A 25,795-nucleotide genomic window follows, 5' to 3' on the forward strand; every position below is an offset into this window, starting at 1 on the left:
GCTATTAATTGAAAATTGTTTCAATATGAAAAAGTTAAAGCATTACCCAAGTGTTTGGCAAGCAGCCCCATTTTCAATGGAAATGTTTGCACATTTTGAGCAAGAAGCTCGATTGCGAAATAAGGAAGCAGAAAAAGAGCGACAGACCCCTAAAAAAGAAAAGAAACCAAAGTTTAAACTAGCTTTCGTTGGTAAAGAAAAAAACACCCGCAGGGTGTTTTTTAAATTTTAATGCGCTTCCAACCAATTTTCGCCAATACCAACTTCAACATCTAAAGGTACTGCCATGGTGTAGGCATTTTCCATTTCAGATTTAATTAAGGTTTTCATTTCTTCAAGCTCTGGTTTATAGCAGTCAAAAACCAGTTCATCATGCACCTGGAGTAGCATTTTGGTTTTATACTTTCCGTCAGTAAGTTTTTTATGGATATTGATCATCGCAATCTTGATAATGTCTGCAGCGCTTCCCTGTATGGGGGCATTAACGGCATTTCGCTCCGCAGCACCACGCACTACTTGATTGCCCGCATTGATATCTTTTAAATACCTTCTGCGCCCCAATACCGTTTGTACATAACCATTGTCTCGGGCAAAGTCTACCTGCTCACCCATGTAATTGCGTAATTTAGGATAGGTCTTATAATAGGTTTCAATAAGCTCTTTGGATTCTGCCCTGGTTAAATCCGTTTGGTTGCTCAAGCCGAAGGCAGAAACACCGTAGATTATCCCAAAGTTGACAGTTTTAGCATTGCTACGTTGCTCACGTGTTACCTCTTCTAAAGGTACATTGAACACTTTTGAAGCTGTAGACGCATGAATGTCCTCACCATTTTTAAAGGCTTCGATCATGGTGTCTTCCTCGCTTAAAGCAGCGATAATGCGAAGCTCTATTTGTGAGTAATCTGCAGCTAATAGAACATAGTCTTTATCTCTAGGTACGAATGCTTTCCGTACTTCACGTCCGCGTTCCGTACGTATAGGGATATTCTGTAAATTAGGATTGTTACTACTAAGTCTGCCGGTAGCAGCCACGGTTTGCATGTAATCTGTATGTACCCGTTTTGTTTTTGCTTCTACCTGCTCAGGGAGCGCATCAACATAGGTGCTTTTTAGTTTGGCAAGCCCACGATAGTCTAAAACATTCTGAATTATTTCATGGTCTTTTGCCAAATAAGAAAGCACATCTTCGGCAGTGGAATATTGACCTGTTTTGGTCTTTTTGGGTTTATCGACCAACTTCATCTTGTCGAATAAAATTTCCCCTAGTTGTTTCGGAGAACCTATATTGAATTCTTGCCCGGCCGCTTCGTAAATACTTTGTTCTAAATTTTGAATATCTGTATTTAAGTCTGCGGATAAGGAGCCTAAAAAGTCTTTATCCAGGTTGATACCTTCACTTTCCATATCCGCTAAAACACGTAACAGCGGAATTTCAATTTCGTTAAAAAGCTTTTCGGTTTTTGCCTCGGTCAATTCGGGTCTAAAATGATGCGCCAATTGTAGCGTAATATCAGCATCTTCAACAGCATATTCGGTTTGTTTTTCCAAAGGAACATCACGCATAGAAAGTTGGTTCTTTCCCTTTTTACCAATAAGTTCGGTTATTGAGACTGGCGTGTAGTTGAGGTAGGTTTCCGCTAGCACATCCATATTATGACGCATATCAGGATTGATAAGGTAATGCGCTAGCATGGTGTCAAAAAGTTTCCCTTTTACCTGAACGCCATAGTTTTGCATCACCTTAATGTCATACTTTAGGTTTTGTCCTACTTTTTCGATGCTTTCCGATTCAAAGAATGGGCGCAGCTGTTCAATAAGTCGATTTGCCTGTTCTTTCTCCTCAGGAAATGGAACATAGAACCCTGTGCCCGTATTCCAACTAAAAGCGATACCCACTAGTTCTGCCTCTAAAGGATTTAAAGAAGTCGTTTCGGTATCAAAACAAACAGAAATTTGTTGCATGAGTTGTTTCAAGAACAAATCCATGGCCAAGCCTGACTGCACAAGTTGATAAAAGTGTGAAATATCCTCAATTTTATTTCTGCTGCTTACATCTTTGATGGTAGCGGGAGCATCGGAAGGATTACCCCCAAAAAGTGAAAATTGACCACTGCCCGCTGCCTTGGCTTCTACGCGACTGCCTTCGGAGCGTACTTTATTTGAAATCGTATCGCCAGATTCTTGATTAGCATCTGCTTGGGCTTCTTCAAAGAATATCTTTATAAACTGGTCTTTTAGTCTTCTGAATTCTAATTCTTCAAAAATTTCTTGTACCTGAGCGCTATCAGGTTCACACATTTCATAATCTTTGGCATTGAAAGTAACCTCACAGTCAATCTTTATCTCGGCCAGTTTTCGTGAAAGACGACCGAGCTCGGCATTTTCTTCTACTTTCTCCTTCATTTTGCCTTTTAGCTGATTGGTATTGGCCAAAAGACCCTCCATATCGCCAAATTGCTCAAGAAATTTCTTTGCCGTTTTATCTCCAACACCAGGTAATCCAGGAATATTATCACTTGCATCACCCATCATTCCTAGATAGTCGATAACCTGTTCTGGACGTTGTACGCCAAAACGCTTTTGAATTTCGGGGATACCCCAGATTTCAATGCCATTACCCATTCTAGCCGGGCGATACATAAAAATATTTTCGGAGACCAATTGCCCAAAATCCTTATCAGGAGTAACCATAAAGACTTTATAGTTTTCTTTTTCGGCCTGTTTGGCAATGGTTCCAATGAGGTCATCGGCCTCATAACCCTCCAATTCCACAATCGGAATTTTCATTGCTTTTAAGATATTCTGAATATAGGGTACGGCTATTTTTATGGCATCGGGGGTTTCATCCCTATTTGCTTTGTACGCTTCGAACATTTCTGTTCGTTCTACACTTCCTCCTTTATCGAAAGCAACGGCCAAGTGGTCGGGTTGTTCCCGCTTGATGACATCAAATAGTGAATTCATAAAACCCATGATGGCTGAGGTATCCATACCCTTGGAATTGATTCTTGGGTTCTTTATAAGGGCGTAATACCCACGAAAAATTAGCGCATAGGCATCTAATAAAAAGAGTCTTTTTTGGTCAGACATGTTTGAAAAATTTAAGTACTAAGTTAAAAGTTCAAAGTCTTTAAAAGTAGAAAAAAGACCTTAGATAAAATGAGGTAAGAATTAAGACTTTTGAACAATCACAAATAACTCTTTGATGTAATATTTTCATGCCCTTCTTCTGAATAAACGCGATAACTAAAACCGGGATGAATGCAATAGCCTCCTGTTTCGCCTTTTTTGTTAACGGCAATGTAGCCAACCTGAATATCCTTATAATTCGGGTCGTTTTTAATGATTCGGTTGACCGCTTCTTCACAAGCTTCTTGTGGGGAACGGCCTTGTCGCATGAGTTCCACCACCAAAAAGCTGCCAACAGTTTTTACAATTTCCTCTCCTTGACCTGTGGCTGTTGCTCCTCCAATTTCGTTATCCACAAACAAGCCTGAACCGATAACAGGCGAATCTCCTACGCGCCCGGCCATTTTATAGGCCATTCCACTTGTGGTACAAGCTCCAGATATATCACCCTTTGCATCAATAGCCAACATGCCAATAGTATCGTGATTTTCAATATTGATTACAGGCGCATATTTTGACTCCTTTTTCCACTCCAACCATTCTGCCTTAGATTTTTCAGTGAGCAGATTTTCCTTTGGAAATCCTTTTTCGTAGGCAAATTTTTCAGCTCCCGAACCAGCTAACATGACATGTGGAGTGTCTTCCATTACTTTTCGTGCTACTGAAATGGCATGGGTTACATTTTGCATGTAGACGACCGCGCCACAATTTCCATTCTGGTCCATAATGCAGGCGTCTAATGTTACGTTGCCATCCCTATCTGGTCTACCACCTTTACCGACAGATTGGTTATTTATATCGGCTTCTTCCATTTTTACGCCAGCTTCTACTGCATCTAAGGCGCTGCCAGATTTTTGTAGAACTTCCCAAGCTTCGGCAGTTGCATTCGGCACATTCCATGTGGCAATAACAATGGGTTTTATGGTCGAGTCAGTGGTAACTATATTTTTTGTTTTGGGCTCTGTTTTGCAAGAAGCTAAAATCGGCGCGGAAAGAATGCCAGCAGTACTTAAGCTTGATTTTTTTAGGAATTTACGTCTTTGCATGCTTGGGTTGTTTATTTTTAATGCTCAATAAATATAACAATATGCTTGTTGAAGTTTGTGCCAATTCTTTAGAATCGGCCTTGAATGCCGAAAAGGCCGGGGCAGACCGTATCGAGCTCTGTTCAGAACTGGGCATTGGCGGTGTTACACCTTCATATGGTTTAATCACCACAGTAAAAAAAAAACTGTCCATTCCTGTTCATGTATTGGTAAGACCGCGAAGTGGTCACTTCACTTATTCTGATAGTGAGTATGAGGTTTTATTGAATGATATTGAGCTGTGTAAAGAACTGGGCGTAGACGGAATCGTTTCAGGTGTACTAAACACCGACGGTACGCTTGATGTTGAACGCACAAAGTCTTTGGTCGAGGTGGCAGGCCACTTGCATTTTACTTTTCATAGAGCCTTTGATTGGATTCCGAATCCGCTAGAAGCTCTGTGTCAATTGGAGTCCTTTGAGGTAGATACCGTTTTGACTTCTGGCAAACAAATATCGGCAGAGAAGGGCATTGATTTGTTGGCTGATTTAAATTCCATTGCAAAAAAAATCACGATTATGGCCGGGTCGGGTATTAATAAAACCAATATTGATGTTTTTAAAGCAATTGGCCTAAAAGCGATACATCTCTCGGGTACTACTTTTCATAATACTGTTTCCGTTGCTAATAAAATTTCAATGAATTCTGAAACTCATCTGGTAGAACACCAGGTAGCTGTAACTAATATGGAGCTTATTCGTCAAATAGTTCAGCACGTTAAATAAAACGCAAAAACTACCTTTACTTTTTCTAGAAAAAATAGCTTTGTAAAAAAATATTCATGTCTCGATTTCTTATTGTCTTATGTGTCATCTATGTTATTCTTGCCGTTTATGGTTTTCAAGGATTTAAGACTTTGTTTAAGAATCAATGGATTCAAATTTTATATGGGGTATTGTTTTTGGCAGCCCTGTGTTTTTTTGTAATCAAGGTTTTGGGGTATGTGCCTGGCAAGGCATTATCTCCTGGGACAGCCATTGCAGGTGGAGTTTTCTTTTCCTTTTTAATGTTTGGGCTGGTTCTTGGCTTCTTTCTTTTGGTTGAGGATATCGTTCGTGTTTTTTCATTCGCTTACAACAAGATAAACGGGTTGGCTGAAGGTAAGACCAATTATTTGCCTTCGCGAAGAAAGTTTGTGAGTATGCTTGGTGTCGGTCTAGCAGCCTTGCCTTTTGGCGCTTTGTTGTATGGAATGTACAAGGGAAAGTACAACTATAAGGTGCTTAAGTACGAATTAGAATTTGATGACTTACCCGATGCCTTTGATGGTTATCAAATTACCCAAATTTCTGATGTGCATAGTGGTAGTTTTGATAATCGAGATAAAGTTGCCTATGGTATTGACTTGATCAATTCTCAAAAAAGCGATGTTATTCTATTCACGGGTGACATGGTCAACAATAAAACCGAAGAAATGGAGTCTTGGGCAGATTTGTTCGCTACACTTAGCGCAAAAGATGGGGTATATTCTGTTCTGGGAAATCACGATTATGGTGATTACGTAGCTTGGGAAAGCGATGAGGCAAAAGCAAAGAACTTACAAGAATTGAAAGATTTGCAAAAAAATATGGGCTTTGACCTATTGTTAGATTCTCACAGATATCTGGAAAGAGATGGTGAAAGAATAGCGCTTGTAGGTGTTGAGAACTGGGGTAGGGGAAGGTTCAAGAAAGCAGGAGATTTAGAACGTGCTAAAAAGGGAATTCATAAAGATGACTTCAAAATTTTGATGAGTCATGATCCATCTCATTGGGAAGATGTTGTAATAAATGATGAGTATCATTTTCATTTGACCTTGAGCGGGCATACCCACGGCATGCAGTTTGGTGTTGAAATACCAGGATTCATTAAATGGAGCCCGGTAAAATGGCGCTACAAGTACTGGGCAGGCGTATATAAAGAGCTTGGCCAATTTATTAATGTGAACAGGGGCTTTGGTTTTATCGGTTACCCCGGACGCTTCGGAATCTGGCCAGAAATATCTGTGATAACCCTTAAAAAGAAAGGTTTAACGTGAATTTAACGCATATCAAGGCGCTAAAGGTTTCACTTCACGTATAACTTTAACATTTTTTCTTACTTTTGGGCAGAAACATAACCTATTTGCCATGTCTAAATTTGGTGAACTTATTGACTTACATATTCCAGTGTTGTTAGATTTTTACGCTGACTGGAACGAACAATCAACTTCAATGCATCCTGTACTTCGTGATGTAGCTGCCGCACTTGGTGACAAGGGCAAAGTGATAAAAATAGATGTTGACAAAAACAAAGAGCTTTCACAAGCACTTCGTATAAAAGGCCTGCCTACCTTAATGATTTACAAAAAGGGTGAAATGGTCTGGAGACAAAGTGGTGAGCAAGATGCCAATACCCTGATCGGTATCCTTAGTGAGTATACTAACTAGTTTTCTTTTTAATTCTGAAAATACCCCCAAAGGACATCAAAAATCAGGTATCCTAGAAAAAAACCAATAGCTACACCAAGCAATATTTTCTTTGTGCGTACTTTTTTAATACTACTATCGCTTTTCATAAAAAAAGAGTTTTTTATCAATTAGGCGGCTAGTTAACTACATCAAATATTTTTGCCTACTGCCTACTGCCTACTGCCTACTGCCTACTGCCTACTGCCTACTGCCCAATCAGAGTGCTGTCTTCAACCGAAGGAATCGTATCCAGAGGAATTGTATCTTGCATATCTGGGTCTTCTCCTCTACTGGGGTCATTTAAATATTCTTGATCTTCTTCACCAATAAATTGGGTGAATTTGTCGATATATTCATTAAAGATTAAAGTCTCTTTTTCTGCAAAATCTCGATCCCTGTTTCTTATTAGGATGTCTATATTTCTTCGATAAGCTTCCATGTCCGAAAGAATGTCATCAATCTTATTGTACTGCTCATCAAGCGGAATACCAGCATAATATTCCAGGCGTTCTTGGTAAACCTTTTTGAGCTTTGCGAAAAGTTCGCGCGCTTTTTGCTGACTGCCTACTTGATAGTAACCATCTACATAGGGCTCTACAAAGGCATAAAACCCGAAGTGCTCAAATGGTACGTTGGTCATTGCGGTTTCTATGGTTTTTTTGGCTTCATCGATTTTACCTTCCGCTATTTGTGTTTCCATTAAACGAGCAAGGTTGCTTCTAAAAGAAAGACCTTGCGAACGTGTTTGAGGGTCATGATAGATATCTGAGCTTGAAGCGTTGCCCCATTCCCAACCATCAACAATGTCTGCCATTAAATTGCTATCGATTCTTCCCATTTCATAAGGGCTTTCATTTGTCGTTTTAATAGGAACCAGTTTGTAGACCAAACCATCTAACTGCAGGTATTCTTTCATCCAAATATATTCCGCATTGTCGAAACTACCGCCAGAGAAATAAATAGGTCTTTTCCAATCGTTGTTGGCTATAACATCTAGCATTAAAATACGGTTCTTTGGTAATGCGCTTTTTGGAAGATCTATATCAATATAATCTAAAATTAAATCGGCATCTTCCTGCTTTACCAATCCACTCTCTAATACATTTTGCTTATTTACAGGAATCCGGATTTTACTCGTTGGGTAATACACAATATCCAAATTGCTTTCTGAATATGCGCTTAAATCACCTCCACCTTTCTCTACAATAAACCTGAATTTGGTTTGTGGATTATCACTTTCGATCCAGTTCATAAAATCCTTAACGCTCCATCTACTTTCTGAAATTTCTTTGCCAAAAACTTCATCAACTTTTTGATAATAGACGGCATCACGGGTTCCATAACTGTATTTGTCATGCGTAAGTTGAGAAGGTATTGGGTCACTTTCATAGGCCTTACGCTTCATTTGATCAATGTACCAATCCGTAGCAAAAAGGCTGGTATTTACTACCCGAACATCGGTTCGGTATTCTTCAATCTCTTGAACATACCATAAGGGAAATGTGTCATTGTCGCCAATGGTAAAGAGAATAGCGCCAGCATCTTCTTGGCAAGAGGCCAAATACGCCTTTGCGGTTGAATTGGCTGTATATCTGCCAGAACGGTCGTGGTCGTCCCAATTTTGATAAGCCATCAACAAGGGAACTGCCAATATGCATAGAACGCTTACTATCGGAGCGCATAATTTAGGCTTCAATAGTTTTTTAACTTCTTCATAGAGTCCAAAGACCCCTAATCCAATCCAAAGCGCAAAAATATAAAACGATCCTACCAACGAGTAGTCTCTTTCCCTTGGTTGAAATACATATGGGTTTGTATAAAACTGAATGGCTATTCCCGTAAACATAAAGAAGACGAAGAAAGCCCAGAATTGCTTAGGGTTTCGCGATATTTGAAAAACCAGTCCGATGATTCCTAGTAGCAATGGCAAAAAGAAGTAAGTGTTGCGCGCTTTATTGTCTAAAACATCACTAGGTAGGTTATCTTGACTTCCTAATCGTAGACTGTCAACAAAAGGAATTCCACTTAGCCAATGTCCATTTTCATCATAACGCCCTTGAACATCATTTTGCCTACCGACAAAATTCCACATAAAATAACGCATATACATGTAGCCAAATTGAAATTCGAACATGTATTTGACGTTTTGCCATAGTGTAGGGGGTAAGACCTCAATATATTCACCAAAGCTTCGCAAGAATTGAATGTATTGTTCTGTATCAATTTCACCCTGTGCCTCTAATTCTCTGAATTGCTTAACGGCGTCACGCAATTGGTTGTCAGAAATATATCGTGGTTTTATTTTAAATTCCAAACGGTCAAAGTATCGCATATAGTTTTCTGCATGCTGATCGCTCCATAAACGAGGTAAAAAGCCTACATGTTTGTCATTTGGGCCTTGTAATGCATTTTTGTACTTATTGACGATAACGTATTTGCCGAGCTTTCTATCTTTTTCGTATTTGGGTTTGTCATCTTTGTCTTCGCCCGCTGGCGCAAAAGTATCGGAGTAATATGCACCGTAAAAAGGACTTTCAACACCGGGATATTGCTCGCGATTATAATAAGCTAAGAGCGAACGTGCATCTTCAGGATTGTTTTCATTAACCACGGTTTGCGAATTAGCCCTTATCGGAAGCATTAACCAAGAAGAAAAACCAAGAATCAAGAACATAAAGCAAAGTACAATCGTATTTGCAGTTTGATAATTGTTTTTTCGAGTATATCGTAGTGCAAAGTAAAAAACGGCTATAAATACGATTCCCATGATGATGGAGCCAGAATTAAAAGGTAGCCCCACATCGTTAATAAAGAATACTTCGCTCCATCCGAATACTTTAAGGACATAGGTTAGAGAGAACTTATAAACCAACATCAAAATAGCTACTACGATAATATTCGCCAGTAAAAAGTTTTTTACGGTAGTCTTCTTGTATTTTTTGAAAAAATATAATAGACCTATGGATGGAATAGCCAAAAAGCCCATGAATTGAATTCCGAAAGTAAGTCCGACAACAAAACAGATTAGAAGTAGCCATCTATTGCCCCTGGTATCCTCTAAATTATCGGTCCATTTTAGACCAAGCCATAATAGCAAAGCCATTATCAAGCTTGCCATGGCATATACCTCAGTTTCTACGGCATTGAACCAAAAACTATCTGAAAAGGTAAAGGCTAATGAACCTACGAGTCCGCTTCCTAAAACTGCAATGGCGTTGCTATTGGATAAGTTTGATTTTTTAACGATTAATTTTCTGGTCAAATTCGTAATGGTCCAGAACATAAAAAGTACGGTGAAAGCACTTGAAACTATAGATACCGCATTAACCATCAAGGCTATTTTACTGGTATCGCCAAAGGCAAAAATGGAGAAAAAAGCGCCTATCATTTGCAAAAGCGGGGCCCCTGGTGGGTGTCCTACTTGAAGTTTTGCCGAAGTAGTAATGTATTCCCCGGCATCCCAAAAGCTTCCAGTGGGTTCAACGGTTAAGCAATATGTAATAAATGCAATTGAAAAAGCAACCCAGCCCAAAATGGTGTCCCATTTCTCAAATTTTTTTGCAAACATGTAGTGCGTACTTTACGAATTGGGGCGAAATTACCAAATAAAAAAGAGATGTATGGGCAATTTTCAAAAACCTTTAACATGAATATCGCTTAGTTTTGTTTCTAATTGTGTCGAATTTGTTTGCCGAAACAAAAGTTTGTTTTAAATTTGCACGCTCTTATTGATAATGGCCTATGGTGTAATTGGCAACACAGCTGGTTTTGGTCCAGTCGTTCTAGGTTCGAGTCCTAGTAGGCCAACAAAATAAGATACAATCCCGATTTCGAAAGAGGTCGGGATTTTTTGTTTTTGAATCGCTGATGGGCGAGAAGTTTACCCTTAGCTTGTAGAAGGATTCCTAGTTGGTCAATACTATGTAAGGCAAAATCTTAACTTATATGCCGATTTTTTTGTTTTAAAGTTCCATTTTGCAAACTATTAGAATTCATTGTATATTTGCACCACTGAGCGGATATTAGGTATTCATGAGGGGACTTCGAGTCCCCTCTTTTAGTACTAAGATTTATGTTTAAGGACAAAGTAACGGAGCTTTTGAATAAAGCATTGGAAGAGAATAGGTCACTTTTTTTAATAGACTTCACTATAGATGGAGGTAATAAAATAAGGGTTATTCTAGATGGGGATGAAGGTGTAAGTCTTAGTGATTGTATGGCCGTTAGCAGGGCTATTGAGCATAATTTAGATCGAGAAGAAGAAGATTTTTCTTTGGAAGTAACTTCGGCAGGGGCGACATCGCCTTTAGTACTTCCTCGTCAGTATAAAAAAAATATAGGTAGAAAGTTAGAAGTTAGAACCTCCGAGGAAACTTTTGAAGGTAATTTAACCGCTACTTCTGAGGAGTCGATAACATTAGAGTGGAAGACTCGAGAACCGAAACCGGTAGGTAAGGGTAAGCATACGGTTCAGAAGAAAGAAGAAATTGTTTTTTCTGATATAAAAGAGGCAAAAGTTGTATTAAAATTTTAAATGTAGACCAGAATGGAAAACATGGCGCTTATTGAATCCTTTTCAGAATTTAAGGATGATAAGTTTATTGATAGGGTAACTCTAATGGCAATTTTGGAAGATGTATTCCGAAATGCTTTAAAGAAGAAATTTGGATCTGATGATAACTTCGATATCATTATTAATCCTGATAAAGGAGATTTAGAGATTTGGAGAAACCGTATTGTTGTAGAAGACGGTGAGGTAGAAGAACCTAATGAAGAAATTTCATTGACCGAGGCCAGAAAGATCGAGCCAGATTTTGAGGTTGGTGAAGATGTTTCTGAAGAAGTGAAGTTAATGGATTTGGGTAGACGTGCCATTTTGGCCTTACGCCAGAATTTGATTTCTAAAATTCATGAACACGATAACACTACGATATATAAGCAATTTAAAGACTTAGAAGGCGAAATATATACTGCTGAGGTGCATCATATACGTCATAAAGCGATTATTTTGTTAGATGACGAGGGCAACGAGATTATAATGCCTAAGGAAAAGCAGATTCCTTCAGATTTCTTTAGAAAAGGGGATAACGTTCGCGGTATTATTGAAAGTGTAGAGTTAAAAGGTAATAAGCCGGCAATCATAATGTCAAGAACTTCACCTAAATTCTTGGAGCAATTGTTCTTCCAAGAAATACCGGAAGTTTTCGATGGTTTGATTACCATCAAAAAAGCAGTTAGAATACCAGGTGAAAAAGCTAAGGTTGCTGTTGATTCTTACGATGACAGAATTGACCCTGTAGGCGCTTGTGTTGGTATGAAAGGGTCTAGAATACACGGTATTGTTCGTGAATTGGGTAACGAAAATATCGATGTTATTAACTGGACGGGTAATCCGCAGCTTATGGTTACAAGAGCTTTGAGTCCTGCTCGTGTATCATCGGTGAAGTTAAACGATGAGAAAATGACCGCTCAAGTATACCTTAAGCCAGAAGAAGTATCCAAGGCTATTGGTCGTGGGGGTCATAATATCAGGCTTGCGGGTCAATTAACTGGTTATGAGATAGATGTATTTAGAGAAGGGGTTGAAGAAGATGTTGAGTTGACGGAATTCTCTGATGAAATCGATGCGTGGATTATCGAAGAATTTAAGAAAATTGGTCTTGATACGGCACGTAGTGTTTTAGAACAAGATGCAGGTGATTTGGTAAAACGTACTGATTTAGAAGAAGAGACCGTGGCAGAAGTGGTGCGTATTCTTAAATCAGAGTTTGAAGATTAGATTATATTTGCACGAATTATAAAGGAATAGGAAACTATTTATGGGAGGAAATCCAACAATACGATTAAACAAAGTTCTAAGGGAATTGAATATTTCATTGGATAGAGCTGTTGATTATTTAACATCGCAAGGGCATGATGTTGAAGCTAGGCCAACAACTAAAATCACTGATGAAGTATACCAAGTCTTGTTGGATGAATTCCAAACGGATAAGAGTAAAAAAGTTGCTTCTAAAGAAGTGGCCGAAGAGAAGCAGAAAGAGAAGGAAGAGATACGATTGAGGTTAGAGCACGAGCAAGAAGAGCGTAGACTGGCCAGAGAGAAAAGACAAGCTGCTTCTGAAGAGGTCATAAAGGCTAAGGCTGAGCTATCAGGTCCTAAAACGGTCGGTAAAATCGATTTGGATAAAAAACCTAAGGTTGAAGAAAAAGTTGCTGAAGAGGTAGTTGCTGAAACTCCAAAAGTTGAAGATGCGCCCAAGGAAGTCAAAAAAACAGCTCCTAAAAAAGCAGCTGAAAAAGAGACTCCTAAAGTAGCGGATGCAAAAGAAGAGACCAAAGAAGCCCCTGCTAAGGATACGGAAGCTGAAGCTGCTGAAGAAGCTGCTGTTCCTGAAACCATAGAAACACAGTACAAGAAACTATCTGGGCCAAAAATTACTGGTGATAAGATAGATTTGACCAAGTTTGAAAAGCCCAAGAAAAAGAAGGAAGAACCTAAGAAGTCCGATGCGGCCGCTGATCGTAAAAAACGCAGAAGACGTATTGTAAGTAATAATGGTTCCGGCGGAGGTGCAAGACCGAGAGGTACAGGGCCTGCTGCTAATCGCGGTCGAGGAGGGCAAAGACCAGGTGCGACGCCTAAAGTTGAGCCTACAGAAGAAGAAGTGCAAAAACAGGTTCGTGAAACTTTGGAGAAACTTCAAGGTAAATCGAACAAGGGCAAAAAAGGCGCAAAATATAGAAGGGACAAAAGAGATCAACACCGTCAACAGACAGAAAAAGATCTTGAACAACAAGAGTTAGAAAGCAAGCTTTTAAAAGTAACCGAGTTCGTTACCGCCAATGAGATGGCTACCATGATGGATGTTTCTACTACAGAAATCATTTCGGCATGTATGTCATTGGGTATGATGGTGACGATGAACCAGCGATTAGATGCTGAAACATTGACTATTGTTGCAGAAGAATTTGGCTACGAAGTGGAGTTCGTTACTGCCGAGATAGAAGAGGCTATTGTTGTTGATGAAGATTCTGAAGAAGATTTAAAACCGAGGGCTCCAATTGTGACCGTGATGGGGCATGTGGATCATGGTAAAACTTCATTGCTTGATTATATACGAGAAGAAAATGTAATTGCTGGTGAAAGTGGTGGAATTACCCAACACATCGGCGCCTATGGGGTTACGCTAGAAAGCGGTCAGAAAATCGCGTTTTTAGATACTCCGGGTCACGAGGCTTTTACCGCCATGCGTGCTAGAGGTGCTCAAGTAACCGATATCGCTATAATCGTTGTTGCTGCAGATGATGACATTATGCCGCAAACGAAAGAGGCTATTAGTCATGCTCAGGCAGCTGGGGTGCCAATAGTATTTGCTATTAACAAAGTTGATAAGCAAACTGCGAATCCTGATAAGATTAAAGAAGGATTAGCACAGATGAACCTTCTGGTTGAAGATTGGGGTGGTAAAATTCAGTCGCATGATATTTCGGCAAAAACAGGACAAGGGGTAAAAGAGCTTCTTGAAAAAGTATTGTTAGAAGCTGAATTGCTTGAGCTGAAAGCTAATCCTGATAGATTGGCCAATGGAACTGTCGTTGAAGCCTTCTTGGATAAAGGTCGCGGATACGTTTCTACAATTTTAGTGCAGGCAGGTACGCTTAAAGTAGGTGATTACGTTTTAGCTGGTACTACTAGTGGAAAGGTAAAGGCTATGCAAGATGAAAGGGGCAAGACCATTAAAAAAGCTGGGCCGGCTACTCCTGTATCTATTTTAGGTTTAGACGGTGCGCCACAAGCGGGGGATAAGTTCAACGTCTTGGATGATGAGCGTGAAGCTAAACAAATAGCTACCAAACGTTCACAACTGCAACGCGAGCAATCCGTTCGTACACAACGACATATTACACTTGATGAAATCGGCAGACGTATTGCGCTGGGTGATTTCCAAGAGTTGAATATCATATTAAAAGGTGATGTTGATGGTTCGGTAGAGGCATTGACGGATTCCTTCCAAAAACTTTCAACAGATGAGATTCAGGTGAACATCATACACAAAGGTGTGGGTGCTATCACCGAGTCTGATGTCTTGTTGGCAAGTGCTTCCGATGCGATTATTATCGGATTTAATGTTCGACCGATGGGCAACGCCCGTGAAATCGCTGACAAGGAAGAAATCGACATCAGAATGTACTCCATTATTTACGCGGCCATCAACGATTTGAAGGATGCAATGGAAGGGATGCTTTCTCCGGAAATCAAAGAAGAAATTACAGGTACCGCTGAAATCAGGGAAACCTTCAAGATTTCTAAAATTGGTACAATCGCAGGTTGTATGGTTACCACAGGTAAAATCTTTAGAAATTCACAGATCAGGTTGATTCGTGACGGTGTGGTTATTTATACAGGTGAGTTGGCTTCGCTGAAACGATTTAAAGATGATGTTAAAGAGGTCGCTAAAGGTTATGATTGTGGGTTGCAGATAAAGAACTACAATGATATTAAGGAGTTGGATATCGTAGAAGCATTCCAAGAGGTAGCGGTCAAGAAAAAACTTTAAAGATTTTATAAAAGGTATAATTAAAAAAAGGTCGAGTTAACTCGACCTTTTTTTATTGATTTAGGCACCTATTTTTTGAGGTAGCAAAAAAGCATCAGGGTATTTTTTTCTTACCTTAATAAGTCTACGTTGGGCTTCCATTTTTGTTTTGAATTTACCTAGTCTTACACGATAAGTAGGTTGATTAAATTTAATAGTAGAATACCATCCAGGAAAATCAATTTCAACTTGTTCTAAGAGACGTTGTGCTGCATCATCACTACTTCTAAAACCAACTTGAATTTGGTAGTATCCTGAGTTGGTATTGGCATCTTTATAGATTTCAACAAGCTTGTCGATATCTGGGTTTTGTTCAATGGTAATAGTGCCTTCTTGACTAAAGGATAGAAATGAAACACTTAAAAAAAGTATAGTGAATATAGGGGTTCTCATGAGTTGTATACTATAAAATTCTTACCTGAAGTACAAATGTAATTTTTTCTATTCTAAACAAAATGGAATGACCTTATTTAGAATGTTTATAAATTAGATATTATAAATCCCTTAACATTTTAAAAAAGCTAGCTGTGTCGTATTTTTGTACCCAATTTGAAACACGCTAAAACCTAACTCTCACAGTATCAATAGGAAATATCGTGCCAAAATTCTGATAGCAATTAAGATAATATGAAACAGGTTTTGAACCGCATTCAGTTTTCAAGATTTTTAAGCCTTACTTTACTATTAGTTACCCAACTAATCGCATTTTCGTCATTTTCTCAAGATGTTGCCGCTGAGGCTGCGCCTAGTGAGGAACCTGCTGCTGATTTGGGTGGTGACCCTGTCAAGGGGAAGCAGTTGTTCAATCAAAATTGTGCTGCTTGTCATGCATTGAATAGAAAAATGACGGGCCCTGCTTTGGCTAATGTGGAAACAAGGCTTTCTGAAAATGAAGGTTTAGGTAAAGAGTGGTTGTATAAGTGGATCAAGAATAGCGCAGGTATGATTGCGTCTGGTGATGCCTATGCAAACAAAATTTACAATGAGTACAATCAGTCGGCGATGACTGCTTTTCCGACGCTATCCAATGAGGATATTGATAATATTTTGGCATATACTGCTGCGCCTGCTCCTACTCCAAAGGTCGCCGTAGCTGCAACTGGTGGCGGAGAATCTGCTGCAACTTCTGGAGGTGTTTCCAATGAAATTATTCTAGGTGCTCTTGCTTTGGTTTTTGGTCTTTTGGTCGTCATGCTTTTCTTGGTAAATAACACACTAAGAAAAATTGCCGAAGCAAATGGGGTTCAAGTGGTCAAAGAAGCGGCAGAAAAAAGAACTCCGATTTGGAAAGCTTTTGCCCAGAATCAGTTTTTGATTTTCTGTACGGTAATCGTTTTTCTACTAAGTAGCGCTTATTTTGCGTATAGTTGGATGTCTCAGATTGGTATCGATCAAGGTTATGCTCCTGTTCAGCCAATTCACTATTCTCACAGAATACACGCGGGGGTCAATAAAATAGAATGTCAATATTGCCATTCTTCAGCTAGAGTGTCGAAACATTCTGGTATTCCTTCTTTAAATGTTTGTATGAACTGTCATAAGTCGATTTATGAGTATAAAGGGCCTGCTGAAGGACCTAGTGCTGATGATTTGGCTAATGGGTATACAAATGAGTTCTATACTAAGGAAATCAAAAAATTATACAAAGCTGTTGGATGGGATGAAGAAAACCAACAATATACCGGGGATTCTCAGCCTGTAGAATGGGTAAGAATACATAACCTACCTGATTTTGCTTATTTCAATCACTCGCAACACGTCTCTGTTGGTAAAATAGAATGTCAGACTTGTCACGGCCCTGTTGAAGAAATGGAAATCATGTACCAGTATTCACCACTTACCATGGGCTGGTGTATTAATTGTCATAGAGAAACAGAAGTTCAAGTGGCGGATAATGAGTACTATTCAAAAATTCATGAGGAGCTTTCGAAGAAATATGGTGTAGAAAAGCTGACGGCAGCTCAGATGGGTGGATTGGAATGTGGTAAGTGTCACTATTAATAAAAAGAAGTTATTTCAATAAAGCATATGGCATCAAACAAAAAATATTGGAAAAGTGAAGCGGAGTTGAATCCGAACGATTCCATTGTTGAGACGCTGAAACAGAACGAATTTACGGAGCAGATACCTGTTGATGAGTTTTTGGGCGATAAAGAAACATTGTCTGGTTCATCTACAAATAGAAGAGATTTCTTAAAGTATGTAGGTTTTAGTACTGCAGCTGCTTCTTTGGCAGCTTGTGAGGGGCCTGTGCATAAGTCGCTTCCTTATGTGGTGCAGCCCGAAAATATTGTGCCTGGGGTAGCTAACTATTATGCTACTGCGATTGCTGATGGTTATGATTTTGCAAGTATTTTGGTCAAAACCCGTGAAGGCCGTCCGATAAAGATTGAGAATAACGATAGGGCAAAAGTTAACGGTAGTGCAAATGCAAGGGTAAATGCATCTGTTCTTTCTTTGTATGATAGTACCCGTATTCAAGGTCCAAGTGCTGGCGGAGAAGCTATTTCTTGGGATGATTTTGACAACAGGATTAAAGGCGGATTGACCGCTGCCAAAAATTCTGGAAAGCAAATCGCTTTGCTTACGAAGACCTATGCTAGTCCATCAACACATAAATTAATAGGCGAATTTGCCGAAGCCTACGGTAACGTGAACCATGTAATATATGATGCGATATCCGAAGATGCTGCATTGAGCGCTTTTGAGGCCGCATATGGTGAAAGGGCATTGGCCGATTATCATTTTGATAAGGCGGAGTTGGTAGTATCTTTTGCTGCCGATTTTCTTGCAGACTGGCAAGGTGGAGGTTATGATGGAGGTTATGCCAAAATGAAGGTGCCTCATCATGGTAAGATGTCTCGTCATATTCACTTGGAATCTAATATGTCTCTTACCGGAGCCAATGCGGATAGGCGAATTCCTATGAAACCATCGGAATTAAAAGTTGCCCTAGCAAAACTTTATGGTAAATTAAATGGCAGCAATGTTGCCGGAGGTAGTTCAGATATAGATGCTGTTGTCGCGCAGTTGGCCAAAGAGGTCAAAAAAGCTGGAAGCAAAGCAGTGGTAGTATGTGGTTTAAATGATGCTAACGCACAAGCGGTTGTTTTGGCAATCAATAAAATGCTGCAAAGCGAGGCTTTCGATACAGAGCGTCCAAAATATATACGTAGTGGTAATACGGCAAAAGTAAATAAGCTAATCGCCGATATGAAAGCTGGGCGCGTTGGCGCTTTGCTTATAGATGGTGTTAATCCGGTATATTCATTGCCGAATGCTGCTGATTTTGTAGAAGGATTGGCAAAAGTAGGTCTAACGGTTAGTTCATCTTTCAATAATGACGAAACGGCTCAGGCTGTTGCTAACGTTGCTGCCGCTTCGCATTATCTAGAGTCTTGGGGCGACCTTGAAATGAAAAAGGGACACTTTGCCCTAATGCAGCCAACGATACGTGAGTTGTTTGATACAAGGAAATTTCAGTCGTGTCTGTTGAAATGGATGGACAGTGATAAAACCTATTACGATTATATAAAGGAGAATTGGTCTTCATCAATTTTAAATGGAGCTAGCTGGAATAAAGCATTACAAGATGGAGTTTTTGCAGATACCGTTGGTTTGACGGAGGATACATCTGTTACTTTTCTTGAACCTTCTGGTGAAGAAGGGGTTGCCGATGAAAATACCGCCACTATTGTTCCGATTGCTTCTGCAATTAGAACTCTGGCCAATACGACTTCTGATGATATGGAGTTGATGTTGTATTCTAAAGTAGGTATGGGTGACGGTCAGCAGGCCAACAACCCTTGGTTGCAAGAATTCCCTGATCCTATTTCAAGAGTTTCATGGGATAATTATGTAACCGTTTCTAAAGCGGATGCCGAAAGATTAGAACTTGAGAATTATAATGTCGCCAACGGTGGATTAGATGGTAGCTATGCCAATATTACTGTTGATGGTGTGGCCTTGAAAAATGTGCCTGTAATTATTCAGCCAGGTCAGGCCAAGGGAACAGTAGGATTATCTTTCGGATACGGAAAAAGTGCTGGAATGAAAGAAGAAATGCAGACTGGTGTCAATGCATTTCAACTCTATAAAGATTTTAATAACGCGCAGTCGGTTTCAATAGCTAAAGCTGATGGAATCCATGAATTTGCCTGCGTGCAATTGCATAATACTTTAATGGGTCGTGGGGATATCATTAAAGAAACAACATTAGAGATTTTCAACACAAAAGACCATCACGAATGGAATCCCGTTCCTGAAGTGTCTTTAGATCACCAAGAAGTTCCTGCAACTTCGGTAGACTTATGGGCTGAATTTGATCGCTCTATTGGGCATCACTTTAATTTGTCCATAGATTTAAATTCATGCACGGGTTGTGGTGCTTGTGTTATTGCTTGTCATGCAGAAAATAATGTGCCTGTAGTAGGTAAGCAAGAGATTCGTCGCTCACGTGATATGCACTGGTTGCGAATTGACAGGTATTATTCTTCAGAAGATACTTTTGAAGGAGACAATGAGAAAAAAGATAATATGGATGGCCTTTGGGGTGATAATGGCTCTTTAGGTGGTTTTGGCGAAATGGAGAACCCAGCTGCTAATCCACAGGTAGCATTCCAGCCTGTAATGTGTCAGCATTGTAACCATGCGCCTTGCGAAACGGTTTGTCCGGTTGCTGCAACAGCGCATAGCCGCCAAGGTCAAAACCACATGGCATACAATAGATGTGTGGGTACTAGATATTGTGCAAATAACTGTCCATATAAAGTAAGACGATTCAACTGGTTCTTATATAACAATAATGACGAGTTCGATTACCACATGAACAATGACTTAGGTAAGATGGTTATCAATCCTGATGTCAATGTACGTTCAAGAGGGGTGATGGAAAAATGTTCTATGTGTATACAAATGACTCAAAAAACCATTTTGGATGCAAAAAGAGACGGACGTCAAATTAAGGATGGTGAATTCCAAACAGCTTGTTCTTCTGCATGTAGTAGTGGAGCAATTGTATTCGGAGACATTAATGATAAAGAGAGTAAAGTGGCCGAGTTGAAAGAAGATGATAGAATGTATCACTTGTTAGAGCATGTAGGTACAAAGCCTAATGTCTTTTATCACGTGAAAGTGAGAAATACCAACGAAGTATAACCAAAGAATAAGCAAGAAACTAGAATAGATATTATGGCGTCGCATTACGAAGCACCTATACGAAAACCCCTAGTACTTGGCGATAAAAGCTATCACGATGTATCCGTTGATATTGCTCGCCCGGTTGAGGGAAAGGCCAACAAACAATGGTGGATTGTATTTTCCATTGCTTTGGTAGCATTTCTTTGGGGTATCGGTTGTATCATTTATACCATTTCAACAGGTATTGGAGTTTGGGGATTAAACCGGACCGTTAACTGGGCTTGGGATATTACCAACTTCGTTTGGTGGGTAGGTATTGGTCACGCAGGGACCTTGATTTCAGCGGTACTGTTACTGTTTCGCCAAAAATGGAGAATGGCAATTAACCGTTCTGCAGAGGCGATGACAATTTTCTCGGTAATTCAGGCGGGGCTTTTTCCAATTATTCATATGGGTCGTCCTTGGTTGGCGTATTGGGTATTGCCAATTCCTAACCAATTTGGTTCGCTTTGGGTAAACTTTAATTCACCACTACTGTGGGATGTATTTGCAATTTCTACGTATCTATCCGTTTCATTGGTATTCTGGTGGACAGGACTATTGCCTGATTTCGCAATGATTCGAGATAGAGCGGTAAAACCGTTCCAAAAGAAAATATATAGCTTATTAAGCTTTGGTTGGACAGGTCGCGCAAAAGACTGGCAACGCTTTGAAGAAGTTTCTTTAGTATTGGCCGGTTTGGCAACGCCACTAGTACTTTCAGTACATACTATTGTATCTTTTGACTTCGCAACTTCGGTAATACCAGGTTGGCACACCACAATTTTCCCCCCATACTTTGTGGCGGGTGCAATTTTCTCTGGTTTCGCGATGGTAAATACGCTGTTGATCATCATGCGTAAAGTATGTAGCTTAGAAGATTATATCACGGTACAGCACATAGAATTAATGAATATCGTAATTATGATTACAGGTTCAATAGTTGGCTGTGCTTATATAACAGAGCTGTTTATTGCATGGTACTCTGGGGTAGAGTATGAGCAGTATGCATTCTTGAACAGGGCCACTGGGCCTTATGCTTGGGCGTATTGGGCAATGATGACCTGTAATGTATTTTCACCGCAGTTTATGTGGTCTAAAAAGTTACGTACCAGTATCATGTTCTCCTTCTTTATTTCGATTGTAGTAAATATCGGAATGTGGTTTGAGCGTTTTGTAATTATTGTTACATCATTACACAGAGATTATTTGCCATCATCATGGACCATGTTCTCTCCAACATTCGTAGATATTGGAATATTCATAGGTACCATCGGTTTCTTCTTTGTATTGTTCTTGCTCTATTCTAGAACATTCCCTGTAATTGCACAGGCGGAGGTAAAATCGATTCTCAAGGCTTCTGGTTCTAAGTATAAAACCTTAAGAGATTCGGGTAAGCCTTTATATGAAATGCCAGCGCGCGGAAAACAAGTTGCTTCTGAATCGATTACGGATGACGTTTTGATGGGTGAGGTTGTTCCTGCAAAAGGTGATAAAGTAGGAGTTTCAGAATTGTTAAGTTCTATCGGAACTTTTGACGCAACTACAGAAACTGCGGACGATTTGAAGAAAATTAAAGGTGTAGGTCCTGAAATGGAACGCATTCTAAACGAAATAGGTATATACACATTTGCCCAAGTAGGAAGAATGACTAACAAAGAATATGATTTGTTGGATTCTATTACGGGTAAATTCCCAGGTCGTGCGCAGCGTGACGATTGGGCTGGTCAAGCTAAATTATTAAACAATAAAAAGCAATAATGGCATCAAAAGTTATACACGCAGTTTACAACGACGATGACATATTGATGCATGCTGTCAAGGAAGTTCGTGCAGCTCATCATCATATAGAAGAGGTATATACGCCTTTCCCTGTTCATGGTCTAGACAAGGCTATGGGCTTAGCAGATACGCGTATCGCCATTACTTCTTTTATGTATGGTTGTTTAGGTCTTACCGTAGCTATTCTTATGATGAATTATATCATGATAGAAGATTGGCCTCAAGATATTGGGGGTAAACCAAGTTTTAGCTATTTGGAGAATATGCCTGCTTTTGTACCAATCATGTTCGAGCTTACTGTATTTTTTGCAGCACATTTAATGGTAATAACATTTTACCTAAGAAGTAGAATGTGGCCATTTAAGAAGGCTGAAAATCCAGATAAAAGAACTACGGACGCCCATTTTTTGATGGAAGTTGGAGTTCATGGTAATGAAGAGGAATTAAAAGATTTATTGCTTAACACAGGAGCAATTGAAGTAAAAGTTACAGAAAAGGATGAATAGCATGAAGCAATTCGTAAAAATAGTTTTTGTAGTAATACTAGTAGCTGGTGTGGCTTCTTGTGCAGACAAGAATTCGCCAAACTATCAGTACATGCCTAATATGTATGAATCTGTAGGTTATGAGACCTATGCTGGTGTAGAAAATGGTTTATTTCCAGAAGGAACAGAGGCTATGCTTCCACCAGAAGGCACTATCTCGAGAAATTGGATGCCTTTTGAATATGATAATTCGCCAGAAGGAAAAGAATTAGCAAGAGTAATGGCAAGTCCACTTGATTCTTTAAGCGCAGATGAAAATCTAGCTAAGGGTGCAGAGCTCTATGCTGTTTACTGTGCCATATGCCACGGGGTTAAAGGAGATGGACAAGGTTGGTTGGTTAAGCAAGAAAAGATTTTAGGTGTGCCTAGCTACGCTGATGTCGCAAGAAATATCACGGTAGGCAGTACGTATCACACCATGTATTATGGTTTAAACTCGATGGGTTCTTATGCTTCTCAAATGAGCAGTGAAGAAGAACTTTGGCAAGTTGCCGAATACGTGATGAAATTAAAAGGAGACCTTTCAAAATAAGAAAACTATAATGAAGTACGCGTTTTCAAATAAATTAAAAATTGGTTCTTACGTCTTAATGGCGGTTGGCGCAATTTGTCTTGTAATAGGATTTTTAGGAGCTCCTAGCACGGTGGAGGAAGCAAAAGAAATGGTTGCAGCTGCCCATGGAGATGGTCACGGTGGTGGTCATGGTGAAGAAGCCTCTCATGATACCGAGCATGAAGCCGATTATATGAAAAAATCTGGGCATACTGCTGAAGCTGATAGCCATGGCGCAGATGAGGCTCATGGCGGAGGACACGATGCTGCACATGACGAGCATGTTTTTCATCAATTGCAGAACAGACCTTGGTCTGCATTGTATGTAGCGGCCTTCTTTTTCTTTATGATTTCATTGGGGGTATTGGCTTTTTATGCTATACAAAGAGCTGCGCAAGCAGGCTGGTCACCATTACTATTTAGGGTAATGGAAGGAATCACCTCTTACATTGTTCCTGGCGGCATAATTGTATTTGTGATTTTATTACTTTCAACTTTGCATTTCAACCACCTATTCACATGGATGGATGCCAGTGTTGTTGAACATGATAAACTGTTGCAAGGAAAAAAAGGATATTTAAACCCAACTTTCTTTTTGATTAGGGCAGCTATCTTCTTAGGGGGTTGGATCGCTTATAGACAGTATTCAAGAAAATTATCTTTAGCGCAAGACAAAGCGGATGACAATTCTAATTTCAAAAAGAACTTCAGAATTTCAGCGGCCTTTTTAGTATTCTATTTGATTTCTGAGTCTATGATGTCTTGGGATTGGATTATGAGCTTAGATCCACATTGGTTCAGTACTTTATTTGGTTGGTATGTTTTTGCCAGTATGTTTGTTTCTGGTATTACCACTATTGCATTGATTACAATTTATCTAAAATCTAAAGGATATTTACCTGAAGTAAATAATAGTCATATTCATGATTTGGCGAAGTTTATGTTTGGTATCAGTATTTTCTGGACATACTTATGGTTTAGCCAATTTATGTTGATTTGGTATGCAAATATTCCTGAAGAGGTTACTTATTTTGTTACCCGTATCGAAGATTACAAATTACCATTCTTCGGTATGTTGGCGATGAACTTTATTTTCCCATTATTAGTATTGATGAACAGTGATTACAAAAGGGTGAATTGGTTTGTTGTTATGGCAGGTATCGTAATACTATTCGGCCATTACATGGATATCTTTAATATGGTGATGCCTGCTACGGTAGGTGAAAACTGGTATTTAGGAATACCTGAAATCGGAGGAATATTATTTTTTGCAGGGTTATTTATTTATTGGGTTTTCAATGCTTTGACCAAAGAAGAGTTAACACCAAAACGTAATCCGTTTATAGAGGAAAGTAGACATTTCCATTACTAAAATTCGAAAGAGAAAGTAGTTAAAGAATGACGACATTATTAATATTAACAGTTCTAGTTTTAGTGGCCATTGCAATCTGGCAAATGGGTAAAATCTTTGAATTGTCACAATTGAAAGCGGACGCTTCTAGGGCACAGATCGCTAACGACACCGACAACAAAAACCAAGGATACCTGCTGTTTGCATTTTTGATTTTCATTTATGGAATCACCATATTCAGTTTTGCAAAATATTCTAAATTTTTACTTCCTGAAGCTGCATCGGCACACGGGCAGGGTTATGATAATTTGATGTGGATTTCATTTGCGGTTATCTTTTTTGTACAGACCATAACACAAGCTTTATTGCATTATTTCGGTTACAAGTATCGCGGCGAAGAAGGTAAAAAAGCATTGTTCTATGCAGATAATGACCGTTTAGAGTTTATTTGGACAATAATTCCTGTAGTTGTTTTGGCAGGATTAATTATCTGGGGTCTATATTCTTGGACAAATATTATGGATATTAATGAAGAAGATGATCCGCTTATTGTTGAGTTATATGCACAACAGTTCAACTGGACGGCTCGCTACGGTGGAGAAGATAATGTATTAGGTGATGCAAGTGTACGTTTAATAGATATTGATAGAGCAAATGTGATGGGTCTAGATGAAGCCGACCCGAATGCTACCGATGATATAATCGTTAAAGAGTTGCATTTGCCTGTAGGGAGAAAAGTTAATTTCTACATGCGTTCGCAAGATGTTTTACATTCAGCGTATATGCCTCACTTTAGAGCCCAAATGAACTGTGTGCCAGGTATGGTGACACAATTTTCATTCACTCCCACGATAACTACAGAAGAGATGCGTTTAAATCCTGAAGTAGTAGATAAAGTAAAAAGAACAAATGTTATAAGAGCTGAAAAAGCGGCCCAAGGCGAGCCAAATAAGGATCCTTGGGAATTTGACTTTGTATTATTATGTAATAAGATTTGTGGAAAATCACATTACAATATGCAGATGAAGATTATTGTAGAAACCGAAGAGGAATACAATAAGTGGATGGAAAGTCAAAAAACATTTGCAGAGACCGTTTTACCGGTACAATAGATTTAGGCTAGAAAAAGAAAACAATAAATTAAAA

General features: G+C 39.3%; 18 protein-coding genes and 1 tRNA gene. 15 read left to right on the forward strand and 4 right to left on the reverse strand.

What is annotated here, in order from left to right:
- The first annotated feature begins 25 nt into the window (after window positions 1–25).
- Complete coding sequence (locus tag ACZ1GR_RS13090) at window positions 26–232, forward strand: hypothetical protein (protein WP_472609398.1); 207 nt, start codon at window positions 26–28, stop codon at window positions 230–232.
- Here ACZ1GR_RS13090 and polA read toward each other — a convergent pair.
- Both polA and ACZ1GR_RS13100 read right to left on the reverse strand, forming a co-directional pair.
- Complete coding sequence (gene polA, locus ACZ1GR_RS13095) at window positions 229–3,090, reverse strand: DNA polymerase I (RefSeq protein ID WP_472609399.1); 2,862 nt, start codon at window positions 3,088–3,090, stop codon at window positions 229–231. The genes ACZ1GR_RS13090 and polA overlap by 4 nt on opposite strands.
- Before the next feature lie 98 nt (window positions 3,091–3,188).
- The gene (locus ACZ1GR_RS13100; protein WP_472609400.1) at window positions 3,189–4,175 is read right to left on the reverse strand and encodes an isoaspartyl peptidase/L-asparaginase family protein; all 987 of its coding nucleotides are present in this window, start codon (window positions 4,173–4,175) and stop codon (window positions 3,189–3,191) included.
- A gap of 41 nt (window positions 4,176–4,216) precedes the next feature.
- Between ACZ1GR_RS13100 and ACZ1GR_RS13105 the strand changes: the two genes are divergently transcribed.
- From ACZ1GR_RS13105 to ACZ1GR_RS13115, 3 genes are all read left to right on the forward strand, one after another.
- Entirely contained in the window at window positions 4,217–4,939 is a 723-nt protein-coding gene (locus tag ACZ1GR_RS13105) for a copper homeostasis protein CutC (protein WP_472609401.1), read from the forward strand.
- A 56-nt stretch (window positions 4,940–4,995) separates the two neighbouring features.
- The gene (locus ACZ1GR_RS13110) at window positions 4,996–6,231 is read left to right on the forward strand and encodes a metallophosphoesterase (protein WP_472609402.1); all 1,236 of its coding nucleotides are present in this window, start codon (window positions 4,996–4,998) and stop codon (window positions 6,229–6,231) included.
- Between the two features lie 91 nt (window positions 6,232–6,322).
- A complete protein-coding gene (locus ACZ1GR_RS13115; protein WP_377768125.1) occupies window positions 6,323–6,622 on the forward strand; it encodes a thioredoxin family protein in 300 nt (99 codons plus the stop codon).
- A gap of 226 nt (window positions 6,623–6,848) precedes the next feature.
- Here the strand turns inward: ACZ1GR_RS13115 and ACZ1GR_RS13120 are convergent, their stop codons facing one another.
- Window positions 6,849–10,211 (reverse strand): glycosyltransferase family 117 protein, encoded by a 3,363-nt coding sequence (locus ACZ1GR_RS13120; RefSeq protein WP_472609403.1) that lies wholly within the window; start codon window positions 10,209–10,211, stop codon window positions 6,849–6,851.
- Window positions 10,212–10,378: 167 nt separating this feature from the next.
- Between ACZ1GR_RS13120 and ACZ1GR_RS13125 the strand changes: the two genes are divergently transcribed.
- From ACZ1GR_RS13125 to infB, 4 genes are all read left to right on the forward strand, one after another.
- Window positions 10,379–10,450 (forward strand) — tRNA-Gln (locus ACZ1GR_RS13125).
- A 265-nt stretch (window positions 10,451–10,715) separates the two neighbouring features.
- Window positions 10,716–11,177: a ribosome assembly cofactor RimP gene (rimP, locus tag ACZ1GR_RS13130; RefSeq protein ID WP_472609404.1), complete on the forward strand. Its 462-nt coding sequence runs from the start codon at window positions 10,716–10,718 to the stop codon at window positions 11,175–11,177.
- 12 nt (window positions 11,178–11,189) lie between these two features.
- Window positions 11,190–12,422, forward strand: a complete 1,233-nt coding sequence (gene nusA / locus ACZ1GR_RS13135; RefSeq protein WP_377767966.1) for a transcription termination factor NusA — start codon at window positions 11,190–11,192, stop codon at window positions 12,420–12,422.
- A gap of 40 nt (window positions 12,423–12,462) precedes the next feature.
- Window positions 12,463–15,201, forward strand: coding sequence for a translation initiation factor IF-2 (gene infB / locus ACZ1GR_RS13140; RefSeq protein WP_472609405.1), 2,739 nt, complete (start codon window positions 12,463–12,465; stop codon window positions 15,199–15,201).
- Between the two features lie 60 nt (window positions 15,202–15,261).
- Here infB and ACZ1GR_RS13145 read toward each other — a convergent pair whose 3' ends face one another.
- Complete coding sequence (locus ACZ1GR_RS13145) at window positions 15,262–15,633, reverse strand: SPOR domain-containing protein (RefSeq protein ID WP_472609406.1); 372 nt, start codon at window positions 15,631–15,633, stop codon at window positions 15,262–15,264.
- A gap of 234 nt (window positions 15,634–15,867) precedes the next feature.
- On the opposite strand from ACZ1GR_RS13145, the gene ACZ1GR_RS13150 reads away from it, so the two are divergent.
- From ACZ1GR_RS13150 to ACZ1GR_RS13180, 7 genes are read left to right on the forward strand one after another with little or no spacing between them, the layout of a single operon-like run.
- Window positions 15,868–17,241 carry a c-type cytochrome gene (locus tag ACZ1GR_RS13150; protein WP_472609407.1) on the forward strand — a complete coding sequence of 458 codons (1,374 nt, stop codon included), beginning with the start codon at window positions 15,868–15,870 and terminating at the stop codon, window positions 17,239–17,241.
- A 27-nt stretch (window positions 17,242–17,268) separates the two neighbouring features.
- Window positions 17,269–20,397: a TAT-variant-translocated molybdopterin oxidoreductase gene (locus tag ACZ1GR_RS13155; RefSeq protein WP_472609408.1), complete on the forward strand. Its 3,129-nt coding sequence runs from the start codon at window positions 17,269–17,271 to the stop codon at window positions 20,395–20,397.
- A gap of 33 nt (window positions 20,398–20,430) precedes the next feature.
- Window positions 20,431–22,179 carry an NrfD/PsrC family molybdoenzyme membrane anchor subunit gene (gene nrfD, locus ACZ1GR_RS13160; protein ID WP_472609409.1) on the forward strand — a complete coding sequence of 583 codons (1,749 nt, stop codon included), beginning with the start codon at window positions 20,431–20,433 and terminating at the stop codon, window positions 22,177–22,179.
- Window positions 22,179–22,706 (forward strand): DUF3341 domain-containing protein, encoded by a 528-nt coding sequence (locus ACZ1GR_RS13165; RefSeq protein WP_377767972.1) that lies wholly within the window; start codon window positions 22,179–22,181, stop codon window positions 22,704–22,706. The genes nrfD and ACZ1GR_RS13165 overlap by 1 nt, the downstream gene beginning before the upstream one ends.
- 1 nt (window position 22,707) lies before the next feature.
- Window positions 22,708–23,277, forward strand: a complete 570-nt coding sequence (locus ACZ1GR_RS13170; protein WP_472609410.1) for a c-type cytochrome — start codon at window positions 22,708–22,710, stop codon at window positions 23,275–23,277.
- A gap of 10 nt (window positions 23,278–23,287) precedes the next feature.
- A complete protein-coding gene (locus ACZ1GR_RS13175) occupies window positions 23,288–24,670 on the forward strand; it encodes a quinol:cytochrome C oxidoreductase (RefSeq protein ID WP_472609411.1) in 1,383 nt (460 codons plus the stop codon).
- Between the two features lie 26 nt (window positions 24,671–24,696).
- Window positions 24,697–25,761, forward strand: coding sequence for a cytochrome c oxidase subunit II (locus ACZ1GR_RS13180; RefSeq protein WP_472609412.1), 1,065 nt, complete (start codon window positions 24,697–24,699; stop codon window positions 25,759–25,761).
- The last annotated feature ends 34 nt before the right edge of the window (window positions 25,762–25,795 follow it).

The organism is Croceitalea sp. W27 (assembly GCF_055693185.1).

Bases quoted from the DNA above. Each gene is read 5' to 3' on its own strand.
- ACZ1GR_RS13090 (WP_472609398.1), top strand. From the start codon at position 26: ATGAAAAAGTTAAAGCATTACCCAAGTGTTTGGCAAGCAGCCCCATTT.
- polA (WP_472609399.1), bottom strand. From the start codon at position 3,090: ATGTCTGACCAAAAAAGACTCTTTTTATTAGATGCCTATGCGCTAATT.
- ACZ1GR_RS13100 (WP_472609400.1), bottom strand. From the start codon at position 4,175: ATGCAAAGACGTAAATTCCTAAAAAAATCAAGCTTAAGTACTGCTGGC.
- ACZ1GR_RS13105 (WP_472609401.1), top strand. From the start codon at position 4,217: ATGCTTGTTGAAGTTTGTGCCAATTCTTTAGAATCGGCCTTGAATGCC.
- ACZ1GR_RS13110 (WP_472609402.1), top strand. From the start codon at position 4,996: ATGTCTCGATTTCTTATTGTCTTATGTGTCATCTATGTTATTCTTGCC.
- ACZ1GR_RS13115 (WP_377768125.1), top strand. From the start codon at position 6,323: ATGTCTAAATTTGGTGAACTTATTGACTTACATATTCCAGTGTTGTTA.
- ACZ1GR_RS13120 (WP_472609403.1), bottom strand. From the start codon at position 10,211: ATGTTTGCAAAAAAATTTGAGAAATGGGACACCATTTTGGGCTGGGTT.
- rimP (WP_472609404.1), top strand. From the start codon at position 10,716: ATGTTTAAGGACAAAGTAACGGAGCTTTTGAATAAAGCATTGGAAGAG.
- nusA (WP_377767966.1), top strand. From the start codon at position 11,190: ATGGAAAACATGGCGCTTATTGAATCCTTTTCAGAATTTAAGGATGAT.
- infB (WP_472609405.1), top strand. From the start codon at position 12,463: ATGGGAGGAAATCCAACAATACGATTAAACAAAGTTCTAAGGGAATTG.
- ACZ1GR_RS13145 (WP_472609406.1), bottom strand. From the start codon at position 15,633: ATGAGAACCCCTATATTCACTATACTTTTTTTAAGTGTTTCATTTCTA.
- ACZ1GR_RS13150 (WP_472609407.1), top strand. From the start codon at position 15,868: ATGAAACAGGTTTTGAACCGCATTCAGTTTTCAAGATTTTTAAGCCTT.
- ACZ1GR_RS13155 (WP_472609408.1), top strand. From the start codon at position 17,269: ATGGCATCAAACAAAAAATATTGGAAAAGTGAAGCGGAGTTGAATCCG.
- nrfD (WP_472609409.1), top strand. From the start codon at position 20,431: ATGGCGTCGCATTACGAAGCACCTATACGAAAACCCCTAGTACTTGGC.
- ACZ1GR_RS13165 (WP_377767972.1), top strand. From the start codon at position 22,179: ATGGCATCAAAAGTTATACACGCAGTTTACAACGACGATGACATATTG.
- ACZ1GR_RS13170 (WP_472609410.1), top strand. From the start codon at position 22,708: ATGAAGCAATTCGTAAAAATAGTTTTTGTAGTAATACTAGTAGCTGGT.
- ACZ1GR_RS13175 (WP_472609411.1), top strand. From the start codon at position 23,288: ATGAAGTACGCGTTTTCAAATAAATTAAAAATTGGTTCTTACGTCTTA.
- ACZ1GR_RS13180 (WP_472609412.1), top strand. From the start codon at position 24,697: ATGACGACATTATTAATATTAACAGTTCTAGTTTTAGTGGCCATTGCA.